Source organism: Leptothermofonsia sp. ETS-13, from assembly GCF_049200465.1.
Taxonomy (GTDB): Bacteria; Cyanobacteriota; Cyanobacteriia; order Leptolyngbyales; family Leptolyngbyaceae; genus Leptothermofonsia.
Genome location: NZ_CP120836.1, coordinates 3,603,954 through 3,625,867, shown reverse-complemented (window position 1 = coordinate 3,625,867; position 21,914 = coordinate 3,603,954). Strand labels below are relative to the sequence as shown.

Here is a 21,914-nt window from a genome sequence, read left to right as displayed (position 1 = left end):
CTCTCAACAAAACTGCAACCACGAAAACGCCTCCGAACCCTAAAACAATGGGTCGAAGACTCCCATCAACGAGCGCAGCGAGATAACCTACCCCTCCAACTGCCAGGCAAAACTGTACCTATGACCACCATCTTTGTCCAGATCGCCAGCTATCGTGACCCTGAACTGATGCCCACGATCGCCGATGCGTTGCAAAAAGCGGTCTACCCTCAGCGCCTGTCGTTTGGCGTGGTATGGCAGGGAAAGGTGGGCAGCGATCGGCTACCGCTGGAGCGAATGGAGTGTTGCCGGGTGTTGATGGTGGATAGCGATCGCGCCCGTGGAGTTGGGTGGGCACGCTCCAAAACCCAATCCCTCTGGGAAGGTGAGACTTACACTCTGCAAATCGACAGTCATATGCGATTTGCAGCGGGTTGGGATGAAACCCTGATCACAATGCTGCATCAATGTCCCAGTATCAAACCAGTACTGACCGCCTATCCCCCTGCCTATACCCCTCCCAACATCCTTCATGCCGGAGAACCGACTCGATTGGCCGCATCTCACTTCCATGAACAGGGCAGTTTGAGTTTGATTAGTGGCACTAGCCTGGCCCATTTCAATCAACCGCAACTGGGATTATTCATTGCAGCAGGCTTCTGGTTTGCGCGATCGCAATTGATTCAAGATGTCCCCTACGATCCCCACCTCTACTTCTATGGTGAAGAAATCAACCTGACTGTACGGGCCTGGACCAACGGCTGGGATATTTACCATCCCAACCAGATTGTTTGCTTTCACGAATACAACCGCCCAGGTAAACCTCGCCATTGGGAAGATCATCCCAACTGGTGGCAACTAGACCAGATTTCCCATCAACGTCTGAATCAACTCCTCAATCCGGAATCAGGTCAGATTCCCTTGAGTCACTATGGGTTGGGCTCCCACCGTAGCCTGAGTGCTTATGAAGCATTCAGTGGGGTTAACTTCAGAACCCGCACATTAAGTGATGCAGCAAGGAGGGGAATTCCTGGTGCAGATCGAACTAAGTCGTTCCTCTTACTATAACAAATTGGGTAGAGCTAAACAGGTAAGGATGCACTGTAGTGGAGCATTGCTGAAAAGCAGTATGAATCGAAACGAAGTTTCGAGCATACAGCACTTATTCCATTCCCAAATTCAGCAACGCCTTTTTTAGCCTGGACGTTCACTTGACGGGGCAAGTTCTGATATTGTTCATTGACGTAATGCTACAACCGTGTACAACCATGGTTCTGAAATACCCACGATTCTGACAATCCCTGCTAGCAGAATCTTCTCTAACAGCAATTGATCAACTATTAGACTTAATCGGAAACAAGAAGGGGAAATCAATTCTTTGCATAAAACTGTCAATTCTCATGACTTTATCGCCTATTCTCATATCGAGCGATTTATTTCCGATAATGTCTAAAGTAAAGTTTGGGTTGCTTGGGCAATGTTTTTTCTGGGGTTTTTGCACAAACTGCCTACCGCACTCACGGCATTTTAAGGTTTTATGTACCGTTGTGGATGTTGTCGTTTTTAACGGTATGGATAGAGTTACAGGTAGGATAGACAAGCGGAGCAGTTAACATAATCCGATTGAGGGAACTTCGTTTTCTCTATCCTTTCATCTTTAAAAATACCGCTTTTAAGCCGATGGCGGGATTTGAACCCGCGACCGCTCGATTACGAATCGAGTGCTCTACCGCTGAGCCACACCGGCACGTCGATTATTCAGTATATAGCAGTCCTGAATCATTTGTGAAAAAGGAGAGTTGTGAAGAGTTGAACGAAAAAGAGCGTAGATAGACAGAAAAAGGCACACAAACTCGCGGTTATCAAACTCCTCTAAGCAGAATATAGGATTACGCGCTTGTTATCTCAGTAACTCTTCGTGCTGGCAGGATTTCTGGTGCAAAAAGCTTGTTTCGGCTCGACCGTGCCTTTTGGTCGTTCACTCAGTTGTGAGCTTTCCTAGCAAGGAAAGTCCTTTCACAATCCAACCAGGATTACTATATTTCGCTCAGTCGCCTGTTCGGCTAACGGCTGGCTATTTCTAAAAAAATACCCAGACAGTCGCAGAGCTAACACTTGCTGTTCGTCGTCTACCTTTAGAAACGCGAGCTTGCAATCCTTGTTAATGAGGAAGAATTTTGGAAGGTTGAAGGGGATGCAGTGGGGCTGGTTGATGGATGGTATTAAGCCTGACAAATTGGATCTGTTCGGTGGTTGGGTTGTGCTACTGGGAGTGGTAATTATAATGTACGTTCCCAGAAATTAACGCAACAGGAGTGATTGAATATGCTTCTATCATTTGCGGTATTTTGTTGAAGGTGTAATGTCCATTAAAAGCAGTTTCCTTTTCAAAATCCTCTGAAATTCACCCATTCTTTTTGCCCCGATTGCCTATCTTTCTCCTCCAATGAGAGACCTGTTTGCCAGAGAAGCGATCGCCCAGATTCCTAAAATCCTCACCTTACTGGATCGAAACCCCCACAGCCCTACCTACGGATGTTTCGACCGCAATTTCTGGCAGTACAAGATTATCGACTTCCCCAGTGGCATGGCCCAGGAATTTGTATTGCCCCTTGCCCTGGCTTACACCACTGATTTACCCGGCAACCCTTTTTACCACCAGCCAGTACTGCGTGATTGGGTAGCCGCCGGAATTCTCTTTGCTGCTCGCAGTGCCCATATCGATGGTTCCTGCGATGATTACTTTCCCTTTGAGCGGGCAGGCGGTGCAGCAGCCTTTTCCCTGCTTGCCTGCATCGATAGTTTCCTGTTGCTGGAATTTCAGAATGAAGAAATGCTCCGGTTCCTGGTGCAGCGGGCAGAATGGTTAGCGCACCACCATGAAAGCGGCCAGCTCACTAACCACCAGGCCCTGATTGTTCTTTGTCTAGATCTGTTGGGAGACCTGCTGCAAGCCTCCCGCTGGGAGCGAGCCCGCACCGAACGACTGGAGCAGGTTCTGGCCTGGCAAAACCCGGAGGGCTGGTTTCAGGAGTACGAAGGTTGCGATCCCGGCTATCACACGTTAACCATTTCTTGCCTCGCCAGAATTTATCAGCGCAGACCCGATCCGAGATTGAAGGAGGCTTTAGTCAGAGCCGTAGAATTGGCGACCCACTTCATTCATCCCGATGGCTCCTATGGCGGGGAATATGGTAGTCGCAACACCTATAACTTCTTTCCTCACGGTTTTGAACTGGTGGGGCAGTGGATGCCGAAAGCATTGGTTGTCAACGATCAGTTCCTGATTGGGCTAAGGAATGGCCTGACTCCCTGCTATGCTGATGATCACATTATTGGCCACCATACCTGGAACTACTTCCTGGCCTGGCGTGATTTTGTTTTAGATCGTCCTCCCCCTGCCCCGCGTCCCACAGGCCGCATCTGGCTGAAGGACGCGGGGATCTTAATTGATCGCCGCAATGATACTGAACTCTACCTTGCACTGAATAAGGGCGGTGTTTTCAAGCTATTTCGGAACTCCAGATTAATCGCCTCAGACACTCAATTCTCAGTTCAGGTAGTAGAGGGAAATCGGCTAAAAAATGCAGTTGCTCATCTGATAGATAACTATGAGCTTTACGTGGACAGGGATGAAATTTCCATTCAAGGACAGTTGGGTTGGGCAAAGCAAAAGCAGATGACCTCGCTCAACTTGATGATTCTGCGAATTGTGATGCTGACATGGGGACGTTTCTTCCCTAACCTGGTTCGCAAACTACTGCAACGGATGTTGATCACTGGCAAGGAGCCTGCTCCCTTCTACTTCCATCGCCACCTTTACTGGCAGGATGGGCACTGGCAGGTGACTGACAACCTGCAAGCCAATTCCTGGCGAAAAGTTCAAAGTGTGGGAATTGGTTGTGACCAGACTTCAATCTACGTTGTTATGAGCCGCACCTTTCAAAAGGGACAATTGCAACCCTGGCTGGACTTAACCGAAAAGGTGAGAGTGCTACCTGATAATCAATCACTCTGTCTGGAACGCCGATTTTAAGTGAAGCCGATTTTAAGTGAAGAAGCCACCTGAGCGTTCTTCTCCAGGTACGGAAATCCCTAGTTTGGGTGGACGCCCTACCGAACTTGTTTTGAAGGGCATCTCTTCTAGGCTGGATCTTAGAGATAAATGAAAAGTTCTTGATTGAGAGAGGTTTGAGGTAATGGCTAAGGTTGTTGGAATTGACCTGGGGACGACAAACTCCTGCGTCGCAGTGATGGAGGGTGGTCAGCCAGTTGTCATTGCCAATGCAGAAGGGGGACGGACGACTCCTTCGGTTGTGGCGTTTACGAAGAATGGAGATCGCCTGGTGGGTCAAATCGCCAAGCGTCAGGCAGTCATGAACCCAACGAACACGTTTTATTCCGTCAAGCGCTTCATTGGGCGGAAGTACGACGAAATTACCGAGGAAGCTAAACAGGTTTCCTATAAAGTTGAGCGCGATGGCAGCAATGTTAAATTGGACTGTCCTGCAGCTGGCAAGAAGTTTGCGCCCGAAGAAATCTCGGCTCAGGTGCTGCGGAAACTGGTTGATGACGCCAGTAAATATCTGGGTGAAAAAGTTACGCAGGCGGTTATCACCGTTCCTGCCTATTTCAACGACTCCCAGCGGCAGGCCACCAAAGACGCAGGCAAGATTGCCGGAATCGAAGTTCTCCGAATTGTTAACGAACCGACAGCGGCAGCTCTTGCTTACGGATTAGATAAAAAGACAAACGAAATCATCCTGGTGTTTGACCTGGGGGGTGGCACCTTCGACGTCTCGCTCCTGGAAGTGGGCGATGGCGTAGTCGAAGTGAAAGCTACCAGCGGTGATACTCACTTGGGAGGTGATGACTTCGACAAGAAGATTGTGGACTGGATTGCGACTGAATTTCAGCGCAATGAAGGCATCGACCTGCGTAAAGACAAGCAAGCCCTGCAACGCCTGACCGAAGCCGCAGAGAAAGCCAAGATTGAGCTTTCCAGCGCAACCCAGACCACGATTAACCTGCCCTTCATCACCGCAACATCAGAAGGTCCAAAGCACGTGGATCTGACGCTGACCCGTGCAGAGTTTGAAAAAATGTGCGCTGATCTGCTCGATCGCTGCCGTAAGCCAGTTGAACAGGCCCTGCGCGATGCCAAACTCTCTGCTTCAGATATTGATGAAGTGGTGCTGGTAGGCGGTTCTACTCGGATTCCAGCCGTGCAGGATCTGGTTCGCAAACTGACCGGCAAAGAACCCAATCAGACGGTTAACCCGGATGAAGTGGTTGCAGTTGGAGCGGCTGTGCAGGCAGGTGTCTTAAATAGCGAAGTTGAGGGTATTCTTCTGCTGGATGTCACTCCGCTGTCCCTGGGTGTGGAAACCCTGGGTGGTGTGATGACAACCATTATTCCCCGCAATACAACGATTCCCACCAAGAAATCGGAGGTCTTCTCCACGGCAGTGGATGGACAAAGCAATGTGGAAATCCATGTGCTGCAAGGTGAGCGGCAGATGGCGAGTGACAATAAGAGCCTGGGTACTTTCCATCTGGATGGCATTCCACCGGCTCCCCGTGGTGTTCCTCAGATTGAAGTTACCTTCGATATCGATGCCAATGGTATCTTGTCGGTTTCTGCAAAAGACCGGGGAACTGGCAAAGCTCAATCGATCACGATTACGGGTGCCTCAACCCTCGACAAGAGCGAAGTAGAGCGGATGGTGAAAGATGCTGAGCGTAATGCTGAAGCGGATCGTCGTCGGCGCGAACAGGTAGACATCAAAAATACCGCTGACTCCCTGACATACCAGGCAGAGAAACAGTTGCAAGACCTGAATGGTCAGGTGCCTACCGCTGAAAAAAGTCGTGTAGAAGCGTTGGTGAAGGATTTGCGTGAAGCGATCAACCAGGAAAACTACAATCGCATGAAGTCCCTGACTAATGAGCTGCAACAGGCTCTCATGCAAATGGGTCAGGCAATCTATACCAACGCTAATGGAGGTAATGCTTCCAATGGCAATTACTCCGATGGTTCCACCACTGCTAACAAAGGCAACACCGATGACGTGATTGATGCTGACTTTGTTGAGTCTAAATAAAGTTAAGTCTAGATAATGGGCGTTGCTGAAAAGCGTATGAATCGAAATGCAGTTTCGAGCATAGAGCACCTATTTCATACCCAAATTCAGCAACACCGGATAATGCAAGAGGGTGGGCGATCGCCTACCCTTTTTTTATGTAGCGATAAAACCCACAAGATATTGTCAGGCCCCTGAAGTGAACCCTTAGATTCGGACAGAAGATCGAAGACTTTAAGGAAGTTTTTTCTTTTATATCACATTCTTCTTTGTTGTTCATGCCATCTCTTTTCATATTCATCTGGTGTTAGATATCCTAATGACGAATGTATTCTCTTGTTCATATATACATTCTCCAAAAACTGCTCAATCTGTTCATACGCTTCTGTGAAATTGCGATACTCTGACAAGTCAACTTCTTCCTCTTTGATCGTTCTCATCAGTCGCTCTGCATACCCGTTCTGCCATGCCTGCCCCACTTCCGCCATGCTTAGCTTAACCCCGTGCTGTTGCAGCAATCTTACATACTCGTTTGCCGCATACTGCACGCCCTGATCGGTATGATGGATTTCCGGTCGTCCCCTCACTAGCCCCTTGTTCAAGGCAGTGATCGTTAAGCTCACATCCATGCTTCTTGCCAAATGCCAACCCCGAATGTTGCGCGTAAACACATCCATCAACACAGCCAAATACACAAACTCCTGTTGCAGCCTGATGTATGTAATATCTCCCACCCAAACCTGATCCGGTCGCTCGATCGCTAAATTCATTACCAGGTTGGGATACCGCTTGAATTCGTGGTTGCTGTTGGTGGTGCGTTTTCGCTTGACCGGAGGTTCGCCCGCCAATCCTAACTCCCGCATCAATCGAGCTACCCGCTTGTGGTTGACCTCATGTCCCTGTCGTTTCAGCATTGCGGTGATGCGACGATAGCCATATGTTGGGTGTTGCCCACAGAGCTTGACGATGGCAGTTTTGATCTCGATTTCGTCTTTTGCAGGCTGTGGTTCGTAGTAGACCTGACTGCGCGGGTAGTTCAACACCTCACATACTGTTGCAATGGGATACGTCTGGCTGAAGTGCATTACCGCCTCCCGTTTTTGTCCAGGCTCAAGTAACTCGATGCTTTTTTTGCAATCTCAAGCTGTACCGTCAACTGTCCCACCAGTCGCTCTAGCTCAGCGATCTTCTGTTCCTGCTCACTGCCCGCTTCACCCCGCTCAAAAATGCTCGGTGCTTGTTCCAGAAATTCTTTGCGCCAGCGGTTCAGTACATTCGCGTTCAATTTGTGCGCTCGACACAAATCGCTCGATGTTTTCTCGCCACTGAGCACTTGCAGGACGACTTTTGCTTTGAATTCTGCGCTGTATTGACGACGCTTTGCTGCCATAATTGCCCCTCTCAAGAACAAGGATACTACTCTTAGCCTCCTGTCCGAAAATTGGGGCATTTCACCCGGCTGTATGAGCGGAGGCATGATCGAGTTGAATGATTTTGAGACTATCAGTAAATTGCTCGGATACCAGTTTCAGATAGACCTCAAAGCAGGTACTCTCGAAATGAGAGAACTCGTAGAAAAACTGTTTCCAGTTTTGGGTTCGACGATGCCGTAGAGATATAGCTGTAGCCACCAGGCTTAGGACGGGGTGCAGGGGTTCCACCTCTGGCTGGGGGCGCAGCCTCCCCCTTAAAACCAATGTCCTGAGCAACCTGACGACAGCTATATAAGGTTTCCCGTTGCTACTGCACCGGTCCAATAGGCTTGACACCTTTGGCCGTAATCTGGCGACATGGCAGGGTTTTCAACCCTCAGCGAGATTCATCCTCGCACCATTAGCGCACATGGGTCGCCCGGTTGACCAATCGCATCAGCGCTAAACGAGTAGCAAAGGTTTCTTTAAAGTTGTCATCTGCTGCGGTTGTTGCCCAATACTGCGCGGACGAGGCACCTTCAACTTGGCTTTGAGCCGATAGATGGATCGCTCTTTGCTGCTCGCTGTTTTCTGGTCTCGCAGCAGTTCTTTTAGTTCTGCTTCGCTTTCGTGGATCTCGATTTTGCACACCCCTATCCTGAGATTGTTTTCCTGATGGCTTTTTTCCCTGTCTTAGCACATAAAAATTAAATTGGTATTAATGGCAGAGTCAAACCGATTTTGCAAAATATCGGTAATGCCGAAAACGTCATTCAAGCGCATCATACTGATCCTCTATTCCAGGAAGTACTGCTTGGCTACTATATATTGCGATCGTCTGGTTCCGCTAGTATTTACCGAAAACGAAACCAATTTTGCACGGTTGTTTGTTGTTTAATGTGTCAAATATTGCTGTAACAAATATTGCTGTAACTCATAGTTAAGACCGTGGATTCGTATTGGCCTGGACGCTAATTTTTCTTGATCCTGGGCATCCTTAACCTAGCTTCAAGCATTGCTTGGGGCTTTTTAATTGCGGTTGGGGTTGCATCATGGGTCTGGCACACGGGATTGTTTTGTGTCTAGCGTATATCCTGGGGCTGCTTTCTACTGGCGTCTGGTGGGGAGGCTGGTTGGTTCTGATCCTGGGAATTGGCTGTGCTGTAGTCATTCCCCGCTGCTGGAGAACTGCGCCTCGCGCTCGAATTTGGCTTATAGCAGGGATCGTGGGATTTTTGGCAAGCCTATATTTTCAGGTGAGAGTGCCGCAACCCACAGCCCATGATGTTAGCAAGCTGATTCCGCCAGATGGAAATAATCGAGAATTGACGGTACAGGTTCAGGGGCAGGTGGAAAGTTCGCCACGCCTGACTCGTAGCCAGAAAGTCCAGTTCTGGCTGGAGGTGCAACAGGTTCAGGTGCGGGTGGGCGACAACAACCGCTCTCCTTCCAGGTCAGTTACTGGTAAACTTTACGTGACGGTTCCCCTGTTGCAAGCCACTGGGGTTCATGTGGGGCAGCAGATCAACGTGCTCGGTACCCTTTACCAACCCAGGTCTGCAGCCAATCCAGGAGCATTTGATTTCCAGAAATACCTGGCACGGGAGGGCTGCTTTGCGGGGCTGCGGGGAAAGCAGGTTGCCCTACCAGAAACAGTTTCCGGTTGGGGATGGTGGATGGTGCAGCAGCGGATTGTGCGATCGCAAATTCGCTGGCTCGGTAGTCCTGAGGGGCCTCTCCTCAGCTCGATGGTGCTGGGTAGCCGGGGGGTTGATTTACCCTATGACCTGAAAGACCAGTTCACACGAGTTGGGCTAGCCCATGCCCTTGCTGCATCGGGGTTTCAGACCTCCCTGATTTTGGGAGTTGTCCTCACTCTGACTCGGCGCTTTTCGGGATTGGTTCAGTTTGTTCTGGGAACACTGGCACTAAGTATCTTTGTTGGCCTGACTGGACTGCAACCAGCGGTTCTGCGGGCTGCCCTGATGGGGTTTGGTAGCCTGGTAGCGCTACTGGTAAGACGTAAGATTAAACCTCTGGGGGCATTGCTGGTGGCAGCGACGCTGCTATTGCTTTTCAATCCCCTCTGGATCTGGGATTTAGGATTTCAATTCAGTTTTCTGGCAACTTTGGGACTGCTGGTAACAGTGCCGCCACTCATGAAGCGGCTGGACTGGATGCCCAGTGCGATCGCGTCCTTGGTTGCGGTTCCCATCGCCGCTTATTTGTGGACATTGCCACTTCAACTCTACACTTTCGGAGTGCTATCGCCTTACACGATTCCGGTAAATTTGGTGACAACGCCGCTGATTTCGATACTTAGTCTAGGGGGAATGGTGAGCGCACTGGCGGCTCTGGTCTGGTCTCCAGCAGGGAGTGCGGCAGCGTGGCTTTTGAAATATCCCACTCAAGGGTTGCTGGTTGTGGTCGATTGGTTTAGCCAGTTACCTGGTAATGCCTACGCTGTTGGAACGATTTCAGCATTGACGGCGATCGTGCTTTACACCTTGCTGGGGCTCACCTGGCTGCAACCCTGGTGGCGACGAAAGTGGTGGCTGGCTCTCCTGGTGGGGCTGGGGCTGGTGATTGTTCCGGCATGGCAGGCAAGGGGAACTCTGTTACGGGTTACAGTTTTGGCAACATCAGGCCAACCTGTGATGGTGATTCAAGATGCAGGACGAACAGCACTCGTAAATGGAGGAGGGGACGAGTCAACCGTCAACTTCAGCATTCTGCCATTTCTGCAAAAAGAAGGTGTGAACGAACTTCAGTGGGCCATTGCAACCGAATCTCCTTTTCCCTCGCCGGGGTGGGAAAAGGTAATGAACCATCTACCCATCCGGCTCCTTTATGCCCCTTCCCCTGGTCTAAAGGAGATTTCCAGTCATCCTTCAGCCAAACGCCTCTCTTCCTTACTACCGCTCCCAACCCAGCGAGCCGCCCAGATGGGAACCATTCAGTTCCGTCAGATCAGCATAGAGCCAGCCATCGTTGAATTCCAGGTATCAAACCAGAAATGGCTCTGGGTTGGGACGATCTCGCCAGAGCAGCAAAGGGCACTCTTAAAGACAGGAAATTTACCCCAAATTCAAGTGCTATGGTGGTCAGGGAAGTTTCTGGACCCCGCTCTGATTGCGAGGTTAAAACCGGAGGTGGCGATCGCATCCAGCAAAACCGTTCATACCAAAACAGCAGTTTATCTTCAGAGCCGGCGTATCCAGCTTTTCTGGACAGGCCGTGATGGGGCAATTGAATGGTCTCCTGCCGAGGGGTTCAGCACAATTTTGCATCCTAAAGACAATGCCCCTTCCCCCTTGTAAAATGGTTAGAGTGAATCGGAAAAGACTTGCAAAAAGTCCAGATCAAAAACTGAAGATTCCCCTGGAGAGGTGGCAGAGTGGTTGAATGCGCCTGACTCGAAATCAGGTTTGGGGCGACCCAACGGGGGTTCGAATCCCCCCCTCTCCGTATATAGAAGTCTTACATCAGTCGTAAAGTTCAGAGACTTTGTGAGAAAGGATTCCGCAGGAATCCTTTCTCACAATCCAAATAGGATTGCTATGGTTCTAGCCACAGAGTATAGCTCTAAGCGGGTGCGTTAGGACACTGGAATTAGAGAGGGAGTGGGGGGGCACCCTCTCCACCCCCTTCAAAACTTTTGTTTTGATCTACTAGTAGGTCATGGGAGGTTGCCTTGAAAGTGGTAGGTGTTTCCTTATAGATTCGTTAGAGTTAAGCAATTGACGCTGGGTTTGGATGATGAACAGCCGTGCAGAAAACGATGGCTACGGTGTAGTGCTGGTTACTGCCTCTTCAAAGGCAGAGGCGGAGGCGATCGCCCAGGCACTCGTTCAATCTCGTTTAGCCGCTTGTGTCAGCCTATTCCCGGTTCACTCTATCTACACCTGGCAGGGGACTGTTCACCAAGAGGATGAATGGCAATTGATGATTAAGTGTGACCTAGCAAAGTTTCAGGTGTTAGAAGCCAAAGTACGAGAAATTCATTCTTACGACGTGCCAGAAGTTATTGCTCTACCGATTCTGGCAGGTTCGCAACCCTATCTGAATTGGATTGGGGAACAGGTTGGGAGGGAGAGTGGATGAGAGGATGGGGGGATGGAGTAAAGAAACGAGGGTGTTCTAGAAACGGGGCTCTGACTTCTCGAAACCCTGATTTCCAACCCCCTTTCCAGGATTGCCACAAAAAATTGATAAACCCAAAGAAACCTCACCCCATCACCCCATTCCCCTATCACCCCATCACTCCACCACTTATCTACCCCTTTATCCCTCTCTAACAACCAGCCACTAACAACTGGTTCTCACCTCCCACATCACTAATCACCAACGACCAACAATTAAGAAAAGAATTTCCTTCTTTCTCCTTAAAAACTCTAAAGACGCCCTTGGGGAGCGTCATTAAAGTTAGCTGTGTCGTTGTCTCAAGGTGGAATGGGCAAGTGCCTGTTCCTGGGGGCTTGTTATCTTTATAGTCCAATGAATCGGGGGATTTACGGGTGATCACAGTCGTGTTGGGGTTGTGATAATCTTAAGGCGATCGCGTGACCGGGATATTACCGACCCGTGATCACACAGAGTGACCGGCTGTGACGACCGTCACGAATAGGCATGATCTGGCGCACTCGATAGATTACTCAGAAAGGCCCAAAGCTCTGGAGCGGCGAAGTCAGACACTACTAGTGTTGCCCCAACGGTGTAAAGTACTTTTGGGTCTTGGGTAGAGGCAATTCCAATGGTTGGAATCCCCGCGCCTACAGCGGAACGAATCCCAGAGGGAGAGTCTTCAAACGCCACTGCCTGATTGGCACGGATGCCGAGCTGCTTGAGCGCATGTAGGTATGGAGCAGGGTCAGGTTTGCCAATTCCCAATTCGTCTGCAATCACAACCGGATCAAATTGACTATCTAAACGCAGGGTTCTTAATACGTGATGGACATTTTGGGGAGGGGCATTGGTTACTACGGCTTGTTTCAGTCCCCTTACTTCTGCCCATTTCACTACCTCCGTTAGCCCTGGCAGGGGTGTCAGTTGGGGAGCCAGTTCACGAAAGCGGGCTTCTTTTTGCTCAATAAACTGCTGTTTCTCTTCAGGTGAAAGCTGGGGAAGTAAATCCTGAACGATCGCCGGATTCAACCGTCCACTAATACGGGTTTTGTAGAACTTCTCGTCAATATCAATGCCAAAGTTGTATAGCAGTTCCTTCCAGGCGCGGTAATGAAACGGGTCAGTGTTTGCCAGCGTTCCATCTAAATCAAAGAGGAAGGCTGCTAGCCGGGTTACTTTACTAGAAGTGGCAACGGTTACGGTCAGGGGAAGGGTTGATTGCACAGCCATCTCCTCTTAACTTTTCTTCATTCAAGCTATCATCCCCGGTTTATTCTCAAAACAAAACGTGAAACATTGATAGCCTGCTACACTCCTAGGAGTGTAGTACACCCAAACTCTCAAAAGGTCGATACTCCTAATTCGGGCTTGCTGAACAAGTCGGATCGTGAATCAGAGAAATGTGGGGTCATAACTTAACCAAGGTTTTCAGGTTTGATTGACTCAAATCTGAAGACAGGCAAATGAAGGTCTCCTGGCAATTGTTACAAATTTTCCCACGCTGCTTTGATGCACTACCACAAGTCAGAACCGAAAAAGTTGGAGTGAGGTAGACGGCCTTCTACTGATCCTGGAGTGATCGCCCATTGCCATTGATGAAAGTACTGCCTGGTTCGAGAGAGTGCAAAGGCATGCTTAAGCCAGAATCCAACCGCCCAAAAGACAAAAAGGAGCAGTTGGAGCAGCCGCTCCCAATTCATCACCCGGAAGGTGATTGCAATCGTACATTCAGCGGTTGGAGCCAGCTTCGCCATGACCCGACCGAGGCTAAAGCGACGCTTGCCGACCCCCAATTTGCCCTCAATCTGATTGCGCACTGATTGCGCAGCGTCGCATCTGCAAGAACCGGGTTACAATTTTCCGCCTCATTTTGTGCTTTCGGCCTGCCGAGTGGTTTATAGCTCTACGCAGGTGCAGGTCACCTTGTTAGCCGACCGAGGCTTTGAACATGCTGCCCTGGTTCGCTGGTTGAGGCAGCAGCAGTGGTCTTGGGCAATTCGGGTCAAGTCGGATCTTGCCGTTACCCTCGCCAATGGGCAAATACGCTCGGTGGAACACCTCACCCCGCCCCCTTAGGCAGGCTTACCTTATACCCTAACGTGCAGGTCTTCACTGATATTGCCTGTCATCTTGCCACTGCTCACCAAGGCGATGCGAAAGACGCTGGGGCAGTGTTGTCTGACCGTCCGCCCTCGCTGCAAACCTTGGTGCTTTATGGTCAGCGCTTTGGGGGCATTGAACCCCATTTCAAGGATTACAAGTCTGCTGCCTTTGAGGTTTTGCACTCCGGTTTGCGCAATGCTCAGGCACTGACTTGTTTATTGATGCTGCTCGACTGTGCCACCTTAATTGCAGTGATGTTAGGAATGCTGCTGCAAGCAGGACAACATACTGTCATTGATTGGCATGGAGAGCGCGGTTTGAGTTTTCTGCAATTGGGTCTGCGACAGTTGGCAGGGCTTTGCTATCAGCGCTTACCCTTGCCGTCGCTGGTGGCGTTGACCCAAACAAACCCACCTCCAGCTTGTGCTTCTCAAAAGAAACGAACCGCCTTTGATAGCCGGATCGAATTCTCTAAAGTCATTGCATTCTCATATTGAGACAATCCTGAGTTTTCTGCACTACTAAGAACCTGCAAGGCTTAATCTGCCTATGACTAATTGAAATGTGTCAGGCAGTCAACTTATCAGGATTTTAATCAACTGCATGTGTATACCTTATTGAAACAGGAAAGCGGTATTGAATAGGAAAGTGACCCCTACCAAGGGGGTCAGCTCCATTGTTAGAATTGATACAGGTGCATCACTTCATTAAAATCACCTCCGGCAAGCATCCGGAACCGCTTGGGTAGTTTGAATTTGAAAGCATCTGTATCAAGCAAAAAACTTCCAATGTGGCTCCTACGGCTCAACCCGGCGAGTTTGCCTAAGGCCATTCTGGTGCCGTTTGCCATTGGGGCAACCAGTCTTACCGTGACGGGTGGTTTAGTGGTGGCACGTCAGCTAGAGTGGCTTCAACCGCCAGAGTTGGCAGCCTATGATCAGATGATGCGGCTGCGCCAGGATGCGCCCCCTGACCCCCGCTTGCTGTTGGTTGCAATTAACGAAGCAGATATTAAAAACCAGAACCGCTGGCCTCTTTCTGACCTGACCGTGGCAAGTCTGCTGACGAAGCTGCAAAAGTATCGACCGAAAGTCATTGGGCTGGATATTTACCGGGACCTGCCGCAAGAACCGGGAAACCGTGAACTGGCCCAACAACTGAAAGCACCTAATGTAGTGGTGATTACCAAGATCAGCGATGAAGAAGATCTGGGAGTTGCCGCGCCGCCGGGTGTCCCGAAGGAACGAATTGGCTTCAATGATATTCCTCCTGATACCGATAGTGTCATCCGTCGGAGTTTGCTGTATGCCGATACGGAATCTACTACCCTGACCTCGTTTTCGCTCCAACTGGCGATCGCCTATCTCCAGAATCAGGGAATAACTCCCCAGGCGGGACAATTGAACCCTGAACATCTCCGCCTGGGCAAAGCTGAATTTGTTCCACTGGAGTCCAGTTCAGCTCTTTACCAGAATATGGATGCGGCAGGCTATCAAATCTTGCTTGACTACCGGGCACGGCAAAATCTGGCACAGCAGGTGAGTCTGACCCAGGTCCTGAACAATGAATTCGACCCTCGTTGGGTTGAAGGCAAAATTGTCATAGTTGGTACCAGTGCCCGCAGTGTTAAAGATGTCTTTTTAACACCTTACAGTGCGGCAGCCCGCGATCGCAACTGGACTATGCCAGGTGTTGTCATCCACGCTCAAATAGTGAGCCATATTTTGAGTGCTGCACTGGGTGAGCAGCATTTGTTCTGGTACTGGAGTGACTGGGTAGAAGTGCTGTGGATTGCTGCCTGGGCGACACTAGGTGGGAGCCTTGCTTGGTTTATTCGTCATCCCCTTGGGTTGATTGGGGTAACGCTGGTTGTTTTAGTAATTCTGGGTGGCATTTGCTTCTATGGCTTCTTTTTGCAGGCGGGGTGGGTACCTGTGGTTTCCCCGGCCCTGGGATTGCTGATGGCAGCAGGTTTAATGGTTGCCTACCGGGCACAGCAAGCCTATCGCCAGCAGCAGATGATGATGAAACTGCTGGGGCAAAATACCTCCCCCGAAATTGCCAATGCTCTCTGGAAAAGCCGCGATCGCCTGCTCAAATCGGGCAAATTACCTGGGCAACGGCTTTATGCCACCATGCTGTTTACCGACATCAAGGATTTCAGCACCATCTCTGAATACATGCCCCCAGAGAACCTGCTGGAGTGGTTGAACGAATACCTGAGCGCGATTACCCAGGAGGTAATCACCCGTCACGGCATCATTAACAAGTTCACTGGAGATGGCATGCTGGCAGTGTTCGGGGTTCCCATCAACCGCACAGCTCCCATCGAAGTGTCTGCGGATGCCCGCTTTGCCGTTGAGTGTGCCCTGGCCATGCGCGATCAGCTTCAGCGACTCAACGTAGACTGGCAGCGACGGGGTCTGCCAACAGCTCAAATGCGGGTTGGCATCTTCACTGGACCCATTGTTGCCGGAAGCCTCGGCGGCAAAGATCGACTGGAGTACGGCGTGATTGGCGACAGTGTTAACATCGCTGCCCGTCTGGAAAGCTACGAGAAAAGCCGCCAGAGCGACGTTTGCCGCATTCTGATCGCCAGGGAAACCCTGGTGCATCTGGAGGATCGGTTTGAGGTTGAACCCTGGGGACCCCTCGCCCTCAAGGGGAAACAACAGATGGTTGATGTTTACCGGGTTCTAGGTTATGCCACCACTATGCCAAAAGTCATGGGCTAGGCAGGAAGAAAGAAATCAGGAAAGAAAGAAACCAGGATGTAAGAGACAGGAGGCAGGAGTCCGAGATGAGCAGGAGTCCGAGACAAGAAACTGGGGGCCAAGGGCCAGGGATCTGGTATTGGGACAACTCAAAACTAGAGCTTAGAACTCAAAGCTCATCCACTCATCCACTCATTCACCCCCTTTACCCCCTGCTTAACTAGCAATTAACAGCTAATAACTTCCAATACCTATGTTTCGCAATAAACCTTTTATTTCTGTCTTATCAATGGTTTTGGGATTGGTGATTGTCAGTGTTCCACTGCTAACATTTGCCCAGGAGTATCGTCCTCCCAAACGAGGCTTACCGGGGCGGCGGGAAGGAGCGGGTACACGGGGTACCTGTATGGAAGGGCAGAAATTTTTAATGCCTCTGACCCCGATTGACGGCTTCAGCGCTACCACTTCTAACAGCCCTACCTTTTTCTGGTATGTGCCACCCACCTCGGCTCAAATGGCTGAGTTCGCCTTGCTGGATGGCAATGATAGCCAACTTTACAGAACCACGATCGCCCTGCCGGGAACGGCGGGAGTCGTCAGTTACACCGTACCCGAAAAAGTGACCACATCTGTCCTGAAAACCGGCCAGGATTTCTACTGGCAGTTCACGATTGTTTGTGACCCCGGCCAACCCTCACGCAATCCCTTTGTGGAAGGAGTTGTGCAGCGAATCCAGCCCAGTAAGGAACTGGTGAGCCAGCTCAAGAAAGCACCCACGGCCTACAGTCGCGCCACGATTTATGCTTCCTCTGGAGTCTGGCAGGATGCGATCGCTACTCTGGCCCAACAACGATGCACAAACCCCAAAGACTCCTCTTCTCTGACCAGTTGGTTCACTCTACTGCAATCCGTTCAGCTACAGGAATTTGCCACAGAACCACTCATAGCTTCTTGCTCGATCCTGAGTGAGGGGAGAAGGTAAAGGGGAAATAGGGTAATAGGAGGGTAATAGGGAGATGGGTAGATGAGCTTTGGGTTTGGCTTGTCCTAAACATTAAATCTCTGGCCTCTAGCCCCCAGTTTCTCATCTCGGACTCCTAACCCCCTGTCTCCCTACCCCCTTACACTCCTTCACCTCTATCAATCAAAATTTTCCCACTCAGTTCATTGCCGCTAAAATTTGGGGAATACTTTAGTAGAGCCATCGAGCTCTACTGACCTACTTTCATCCCGATGGATATCTAGGAAGATTAAGCATGTCCATTGACAAACTTCAACCTGCTCCGAATAATCAGGTAGGTGTTTACATCCCCTACTATCCTCAGGCAGCCAAGCGATCGCTCCTGCCTCTGGCAATCAGCCTCTACCAGAAAGGGGTTTTGGAAGGTCAGCGCAAAATTGAAGGTGGCGACAGTATTTCTTTTATTGCAACCTGGAACGTTTCAACCTTACCGGCGGATTTAACCCGGTGTCGCATTCAGTTTGACGGTAATGCAGAACTAAGCTATGAACTGATGCTGGCCAATTTTGAGTTCGTAGATTTTCTGATTGAGGTCATCATGAACTTCAAGCGTGCCCGACTGGCAGATTTTTCTCAAGCCTTTTACCGTAAGCTCCTCAGGTTAGATGATTAACCCTTCGGCATCTGCAAAAACCACTTTGGGGCTGAGGACTAAGCCAGTCGGACCACGAGTTACCTGCCCAATTCCCAAAAATTGGCTGTTCCTATGGTGAACCCGCAGAACGAGGTTAGCCGTTGAAACGGTAGTTTTTCCTGCTCCTTCAGCAGAGGGGGCAGCCCAATCAGATTCACTCACCTCAACCTTCTGCCCCTGGCACCAGCGACGGGCGGGGGAGTCAGACAAGGCGATCACGGGCAAATGCTCCAGTGCCAGTTGTGGCAAAATAGGCTGAAACCTTCCTTCCTGAACTTGAATTTCTAACTCCTCTAGAGTCAGGCTGTTCGCCAGTTCAAAGCCACTGCTGGCTGTCCGAATGAGGGCGGCAAGGGTTCCACCAGTTTTGAGAGCATTGCCCAAGTCGCGTGCGATTGCCCGAATGTAGGTACCTGAACCACAGGCGATCGCCAGATCTACTTCAGGGAATTCTCCCGATCTCCAGCCCAATACTTCAATACTGAACACCTCTACCGAACGGGGCTGGGCAGCAATAGTTTCCCCTTTCCGCGCCAGTTCATACAATCGCTTGCCCTGAATCTGAATGGCACTGTAATCCGGCGGCACTTGTTGCAGGGTTCCTTGAAAGTGCGGCAGCAGAGCTTTGACCGTTTCCAGATCCAGTTCAGGTGCAGGCTGGGCCAGCAGAGTTTCCCCTTCCAGGTCATCGGTGGTTGTCCGTATGCCAAACCGAATGGTTGCCCGGTACGCCTTATCCTGACGCAAAAATTGCAGAAGCCGGGTTGCTCGACCCAGCGCAATGGGCAGAACCCCAGTCGCTGCCGGGTCTAATGTGCCTGCGTGACCTACCCGCTTTAGCTTCAGCAACCGGCGTACTTTCGCCACACCATCATGAGAGGTGAAGCCGAAGGGTTTGTTGAGATTGAGGAAACCGTGCATTTTCCCCTACTGTGCCGCTTGCCGGGTGCTGCGTTTGGCAATGACCGGAAATTTTCTGGACAGAATTCCAGCATCAAGCTCGGCAATGCCTTTGAGGGTATTGCCCTGAACTCGGCCATTGAAAACAGCGGTCATGGTCTGCCCCTGGATGTTTTCAGTGCGGCTGAAGGTGAGGCGATCGCCCGTCAGGGCAATTTTAGGAATGTTGTATTTCTGCCCGTCCACAATCACATCGCCTTTTACCTTCTGAAACTGCTGGCTGAACCGGAGAGTATAAGGATGGCGGCGACCGGGGGCGTACTCCAGGCTCCCCTGCCAGTCGCCTTCGATGTTGGCAGGTACAATCCAGTGGTAAAGGTTTTGCTGAGACGAGCGGGAAACTGAAATGGACTTATCTGGTTTCCAGTCACCCATTGGCATTCCATGGGAGACGATGCGGGTACCTGGTTTTAAGTCTGCCAGCAACTTAGAGCGAATTTGCTGACCTTTCTCTGTGGGCAGGGAAATTGCAACAACTGTGGCTTCCCGGAGGTTTGATTGGAGGGGCTCCTGTTGTAAAAACTGGATGCGATCGCCGAACCCAGCCTCTTGAGCATTGGCCTGGCTCTGTTGGATCAGTTCGGAATTGGGGTCAATCACCACAATGCGCTTTGGCTTGTAGGTTTGGGCAGCGGCGATCGCCAACTGCCCGTCGCCTGAGCCCAAAATATATAGCACATCATCCTGGCTAACCTCTGCCAGCTTCAGCAGGCTCGTCACCACCCGTTCAGACATGGGAGAGGAGCTATCCGGTTTGACTGGCGATGGGCTGACCTCTGGACTGGGCGGTGGAGTTAATTGAGCATTGCCCGGAAGACTAACCCAGATTCCTGGCAAAATGACACCCAGGCTGGCAACACTCAGTATCCCAAAGCTTACCGTTTTCCACATCGCCACGACATTTCCTCCTAATCATTCCACTGCGGTTCTTGCAGTCTGCTATTGAAAGAGTCATGTAAGAGCTTCTTTCATCCCGAACAAAATCTCTGGACTATTGATTTTGTTTGGATGATTATTACCGAACTCTCAGGAGAACCTCCATTGACTTTTGCCGTTTTATAGACTCTGCTGGTTAAGCGTCTGTTCCCTGTCTGAGATATTAACCCAGCAATGACAAAGAGTGCGATCACGCGGTATAGTTGCCCTCTTATTCATGGAATCACTGATTGTTGCAAAGCCTGTGGGGGTTGGCTTTTGCACCCTCAATCCCATATCCAGCGAGGGGCGATCGCCCTGCAATGGATGGCAATCACGGGCGCTTGCATCCCGTTGAGCTGGGCAACTGATGGTGAAGGCGATCGCGTTGGGGATTTGGGATCAACGGGCCGCTAAGCGCTGGTCTTCTACGTAGTCCTTGAGTTGCTCGATCGTCATGCCGCGGCAGGAGGTGATGTAGTAAGTGCCGTGCCAGAATGCATCTTTACAGAAATTATCAATACAGGCCTTAAATTCCTTGCGAATCAGACGACTGGAAACGGTTTTTAGATTATTCACCAGCTTGCTTAGTTGAACTTCAGGTGGAAAGTCAATCAACAGATAAACATGATTTTCATCTCCATGGAAATCTTCTAGCAAACAACCCCATTTTTGGCAGGTCGCTGTCATGATCTCATGGAGACGCTTCAGAATCTCCGAATTAATTAGCTTGCACTGATCCTTGGTAACCAGCACTAAATAAAACTTGAGGCTGTAAACGTTGCGATAGCCCTTATTTGGGTGCATGGCACTAAGTTTTTAATGCGGATATAATATTAGGTACGATACTTTTTCACTTCTAGTATCTGCTCAATCTTTCTTAAGAGGGCGAAAGCTGTAAAGCACTGAAACATTCCCCTATTGGCGTTTCATGGCGGCGTTCTATAGGTTCGCTGAGGAATTCAATTTTAGATGAGACAAGGCGCACTTCAAATCCTACCTGCTGTGGTGGTCGAACATAGCAGGTAAGCATGGAAGATTGAGTTCATTTAATCTACACAAACGTCTGTAGGATGAGCAAAGGATCATTGCCCATGCCCATTTCAGGCAAATTCCTTTCGATGGGCACGCTTCGTTTTACTCATCCTGCGGGAATGACTTCAATATCTGACCGGGAAAATTGCAGATCTCAATCCTAGGGTTGAGGAGCCCTTATCTTTCCGCAATTCGGGATGAGCGGAGGAAATTGATTGTCATAATCCCTTACTGTCATGACGCTGGAAAACCCGCAACGAAATCTTGCGGATTGCGTAATTCCTGGTTGCAAAACCGATCTTTACTAATAAGCCAGCGATCGCGCACCCTCTCATGTTTAGAATTTTTATTTGCGGAAGGAGATCTGCGATGAATCACTCATCTTTTAGCTTAACGTTAGAACAACAATTTCAAATGAGGTTAATTGAGGAATCTGCCCAGCAAATGTCACGTGAGCAGATGCAGGAAATATTGGTGCAAATAGCACGGCAATCGATGGTGAAAGATAACGTTATCCGGGAATTGATGAAAGGTTGTTTGATTTGAAAAGAGAGGAATAGCGATGGTTAAGCAGCTATCGCTGGAGCAGATAGTTGATTGTGGTGTGGAGCAAAATACGGCTATCACCTTTTTTGCCGCAGATCAATTACTGGCTTGCTTCGCTACCTGCAACTGAATGCTGACAACAGTTCATTCAACAGATCTTGCAGCCAAAGCAGCCCTTTGCGCTTCACCAACTCCCTTATAGCGGTAGTCATTGTGGTTAGGGCAGGGTGCAGGGGTTCCACCCTTGGCTGGGGGCGAAGCCCCCACTCCCTCTCTAATTCCAATGTCCTAACGCACTTGCGTAGAGCTATATAAGGTTACATTCCTGGATTGAAATCACCTCCAACAGGGTTCGCCACCTGTCTGGATTCCGTCGGCTAAGCAGAT

The 21,914-nt window shown here is 50.1% G+C and carries 21 protein-coding genes and 2 tRNA genes; 14 read left to right on the top strand and 9 right to left on the bottom strand.

Annotation, left to right across the window (positions count from 1 at the left end):
* Positions 1-120: 120 nt before the first annotated feature.
* Entirely contained in the window at positions 121-1,047 is a 927-nt protein-coding gene (locus tag P4D80_RS16460; protein ID WP_421655092.1) for a GlcNAc-transferase family protein, read from the top strand.
* Positions 1,048-1,654: 607 nt separating this feature from the next.
* Here P4D80_RS16460 and P4D80_RS16455 read toward each other — a convergent pair.
* Positions 1,655-1,726: transfer RNA gene (locus tag P4D80_RS16455), tRNA-Thr, on the bottom strand.
* Between the two features lie 417 nt (positions 1,727-2,143).
* On the opposite strand from P4D80_RS16455, the gene P4D80_RS16450 reads away from it, so the two are divergent.
* From P4D80_RS16450 to dnaK, 3 genes are all read left to right on the top strand, one after another.
* Complete coding sequence (locus P4D80_RS16450; RefSeq protein ID WP_421655091.1) at positions 2,144-2,284, top strand: hypothetical protein; 141 nt, start codon at positions 2,144-2,146, stop codon at positions 2,282-2,284.
* A 141-nt stretch (positions 2,285-2,425) separates the two neighbouring features.
* A complete protein-coding gene (locus tag P4D80_RS16445) occupies positions 2,426-4,015 on the top strand; it encodes a hypothetical protein (RefSeq protein WP_421655089.1) in 1,590 nt (529 codons plus the stop codon).
* Between the two features lie 163 nt (positions 4,016-4,178).
* Positions 4,179-6,083 carry a molecular chaperone DnaK gene (gene dnaK, locus P4D80_RS16440; protein WP_421655088.1) on the top strand — a complete coding sequence of 635 codons (1,905 nt, stop codon included), beginning with the start codon at positions 4,179-4,181 and terminating at the stop codon, positions 6,081-6,083.
* A gap of 236 nt (positions 6,084-6,319) precedes the next feature.
* Here the strand turns inward: dnaK and P4D80_RS16435 are convergent.
* From P4D80_RS16435 to P4D80_RS16425, 3 genes are all read right to left on the bottom strand, one after another.
* Positions 6,320-7,452, bottom strand: a protein-coding gene (locus P4D80_RS16435; protein ID WP_421655087.1) for an IS3 family transposase whose coding sequence is annotated in 2 segments (ribosomal slippage) — positions 6,320-7,197 and positions 7,197-7,452 — 1,134 coding nt in all. Because the reading frame shifts where the segments join, the coding sequence is not laid out codon by codon here.
* A gap of 61 nt (positions 7,453-7,513) precedes the next feature.
* A complete protein-coding gene (locus tag P4D80_RS16430) occupies positions 7,514-7,693 on the bottom strand; it encodes a hypothetical protein (RefSeq protein ID WP_421655086.1) in 180 nt (59 codons plus the stop codon).
* A gap of 243 nt (positions 7,694-7,936) precedes the next feature.
* Positions 7,937-8,125, bottom strand: a complete 189-nt coding sequence (locus tag P4D80_RS16425) for a hypothetical protein (RefSeq protein ID WP_421655085.1) — start codon at positions 8,123-8,125, stop codon at positions 7,937-7,939.
* Positions 8,126-8,526: 401 nt separating this feature from the next.
* On the opposite strand from P4D80_RS16425, the gene P4D80_RS16420 reads away from it, so the two are divergent.
* From P4D80_RS16420 to cutA, 3 genes are all read left to right on the top strand, one after another.
* Entirely contained in the window at positions 8,527-10,794 is a 2,268-nt protein-coding gene (locus P4D80_RS16420; protein WP_421655084.1) for a ComEC/Rec2 family competence protein, read from the top strand.
* A 63-nt stretch (positions 10,795-10,857) separates the two neighbouring features.
* Positions 10,858-10,942 (top strand) — tRNA-Ser (locus tag P4D80_RS16415).
* A gap of 288 nt (positions 10,943-11,230) precedes the next feature.
* The gene (gene cutA / locus P4D80_RS16410) at positions 11,231-11,578 is read left to right on the top strand and encodes a divalent-cation tolerance protein CutA (RefSeq protein ID WP_421655083.1); all 348 of its coding nucleotides are present in this window, start codon (positions 11,231-11,233) and stop codon (positions 11,576-11,578) included.
* 513 nt (positions 11,579-12,091) lie between these two features.
* Here cutA and P4D80_RS16405 read toward each other — a convergent pair.
* The gene (locus P4D80_RS16405; RefSeq protein WP_421655082.1) at positions 12,092-12,823 is read right to left on the bottom strand and encodes an HAD family hydrolase; all 732 of its coding nucleotides are present in this window, start codon (positions 12,821-12,823) and stop codon (positions 12,092-12,094) included.
* 290 nt (positions 12,824-13,113) lie between these two features.
* On the bottom strand, positions 13,114-13,416 hold the full coding sequence (locus tag P4D80_RS16400; protein ID WP_421655081.1) for a transposase: 303 nt from the start codon (positions 13,414-13,416) through the stop codon (positions 13,114-13,116).
* Between P4D80_RS16400 and P4D80_RS16395 the strand changes: the two genes are divergently transcribed.
* The 5 genes from P4D80_RS16395 (at position 13,409) to ebsA (ending at position 18,050) form a co-directional block, all read left to right on the top strand.
* Positions 13,409-13,675, top strand: a complete 267-nt coding sequence (locus P4D80_RS16395; protein WP_421655080.1) for a transposase — start codon at positions 13,409-13,411, stop codon at positions 13,673-13,675. The two genes, P4D80_RS16400 and P4D80_RS16395, sit on opposite strands and share 8 nt — an antisense overlap.
* A gap of 23 nt (positions 13,676-13,698) precedes the next feature.
* Positions 13,699-14,199: a hypothetical protein gene (locus tag P4D80_RS16390; RefSeq protein WP_421655078.1), complete on the top strand. Its 501-nt coding sequence runs from the start codon at positions 13,699-13,701 to the stop codon at positions 14,197-14,199.
* A 291-nt stretch (positions 14,200-14,490) separates the two neighbouring features.
* Positions 14,491-16,437 carry a CHASE2 domain-containing protein gene (locus tag P4D80_RS16385; protein WP_421655076.1) on the top strand — a complete coding sequence of 649 codons (1,947 nt, stop codon included), beginning with the start codon at positions 14,491-14,493 and terminating at the stop codon, positions 16,435-16,437.
* Between the two features lie 268 nt (positions 16,438-16,705).
* Positions 16,706-17,398 (top strand): DUF928 domain-containing protein, encoded by a 693-nt coding sequence (locus tag P4D80_RS16380; protein ID WP_421655075.1) that lies wholly within the window; start codon positions 16,706-16,708, stop codon positions 17,396-17,398.
* Positions 17,399-17,672: 274 nt separating this feature from the next.
* Positions 17,673-18,050, top strand: coding sequence for a type IV pilus biogenesis protein EbsA (gene ebsA / locus P4D80_RS16375; protein WP_421655074.1), 378 nt, complete (start codon positions 17,673-17,675; stop codon positions 18,048-18,050).
* Here the strand turns inward: ebsA and truB are convergent.
* Both truB and P4D80_RS16365 read right to left on the bottom strand, forming a co-directional pair.
* Positions 18,039-18,992: a tRNA pseudouridine(55) synthase TruB gene (gene truB / locus P4D80_RS16370; RefSeq protein ID WP_421655073.1), complete on the bottom strand. Its 954-nt coding sequence runs from the start codon at positions 18,990-18,992 to the stop codon at positions 18,039-18,041. The two genes, ebsA and truB, sit on opposite strands and share 12 nt — an antisense overlap.
* 6 nt (positions 18,993-18,998) lie before the next feature.
* Entirely contained in the window at positions 18,999-19,922 is a 924-nt protein-coding gene (locus P4D80_RS16365) for a methyltransferase domain-containing protein (RefSeq protein ID WP_421659550.1), read from the bottom strand.
* A 303-nt stretch (positions 19,923-20,225) separates the two neighbouring features.
* Here P4D80_RS16365 and P4D80_RS16360 point away from each other — a divergent pair, with 303 nt between their 5' ends.
* Positions 20,226-20,363 (top strand): hypothetical protein, encoded by a 138-nt coding sequence (locus P4D80_RS16360; RefSeq protein ID WP_421655071.1) that lies wholly within the window; start codon positions 20,226-20,228, stop codon positions 20,361-20,363.
* On the opposite strand, the gene tnpA is transcribed toward P4D80_RS16360, so the two are convergent.
* On the bottom strand, positions 20,349-20,753 hold the full coding sequence (gene tnpA, locus P4D80_RS16355) for an IS200/IS605 family transposase (protein WP_421655069.1): 405 nt from the start codon (positions 20,751-20,753) through the stop codon (positions 20,349-20,351). The genes P4D80_RS16360 and tnpA overlap by 15 nt on opposite strands.
* 597 nt (positions 20,754-21,350) lie before the next feature.
* Here tnpA and P4D80_RS16350 point away from each other — a divergent pair.
* The gene (locus P4D80_RS16350) at positions 21,351-21,527 is read left to right on the top strand and encodes an NblA/ycf18 family protein (protein ID WP_421655068.1); all 177 of its coding nucleotides are present in this window, start codon (positions 21,351-21,353) and stop codon (positions 21,525-21,527) included.
* Positions 21,528-21,914 lie beyond the last annotated feature (387 nt).

What these genes read in the sequence shown, in the direction of transcription:
- P4D80_RS16420 (WP_421655084.1), top strand. Translation starts at nt 8,527, where the DNA reads ATGGGTCTGGCACACGGGATTGTTTTGTGTCTAGCGTATATCCTGGGG.
- P4D80_RS16365 (WP_421659550.1), bottom strand. Translation starts at nt 19,922, where the DNA reads ATGTGGAAAACGGTAAGCTTTGGGATACTGAGTGTTGCCAGCCTGGGT.
- P4D80_RS16350 (WP_421655068.1), top strand. Translation starts at nt 21,351, where the DNA reads ATGAATCACTCATCTTTTAGCTTAACGTTAGAACAACAATTTCAAATG.
- ebsA (WP_421655074.1), top strand. Translation starts at nt 17,673, where the DNA reads ATGTCCATTGACAAACTTCAACCTGCTCCGAATAATCAGGTAGGTGTT.
- P4D80_RS16385 (WP_421655076.1), top strand. Translation starts at nt 14,491, where the DNA reads ATGTGGCTCCTACGGCTCAACCCGGCGAGTTTGCCTAAGGCCATTCTG.
- cutA (WP_421655083.1), top strand. Translation starts at nt 11,231, where the DNA reads ATGATGAACAGCCGTGCAGAAAACGATGGCTACGGTGTAGTGCTGGTT.
- P4D80_RS16445 (WP_421655089.1), top strand. Translation starts at nt 2,426, where the DNA reads ATGAGAGACCTGTTTGCCAGAGAAGCGATCGCCCAGATTCCTAAAATC.
- P4D80_RS16380 (WP_421655075.1), top strand. Translation starts at nt 16,706, where the DNA reads ATGGTTTTGGGATTGGTGATTGTCAGTGTTCCACTGCTAACATTTGCC.
- P4D80_RS16450 (WP_421655091.1), top strand. Translation starts at nt 2,144, where the DNA reads ATGAGGAAGAATTTTGGAAGGTTGAAGGGGATGCAGTGGGGCTGGTTG.
- tnpA (WP_421655069.1), bottom strand. Translation starts at nt 20,753, where the DNA reads ATGCACCCAAATAAGGGCTATCGCAACGTTTACAGCCTCAAGTTTTAT.
- P4D80_RS16460 (WP_421655092.1), top strand. Translation starts at nt 121, where the DNA reads ATGACCACCATCTTTGTCCAGATCGCCAGCTATCGTGACCCTGAACTG.
- truB (WP_421655073.1), bottom strand. Translation starts at nt 18,992, where the DNA reads ATGCACGGTTTCCTCAATCTCAACAAACCCTTCGGCTTCACCTCTCAT.
- dnaK (WP_421655088.1), top strand. Translation starts at nt 4,179, where the DNA reads ATGGCTAAGGTTGTTGGAATTGACCTGGGGACGACAAACTCCTGCGTC.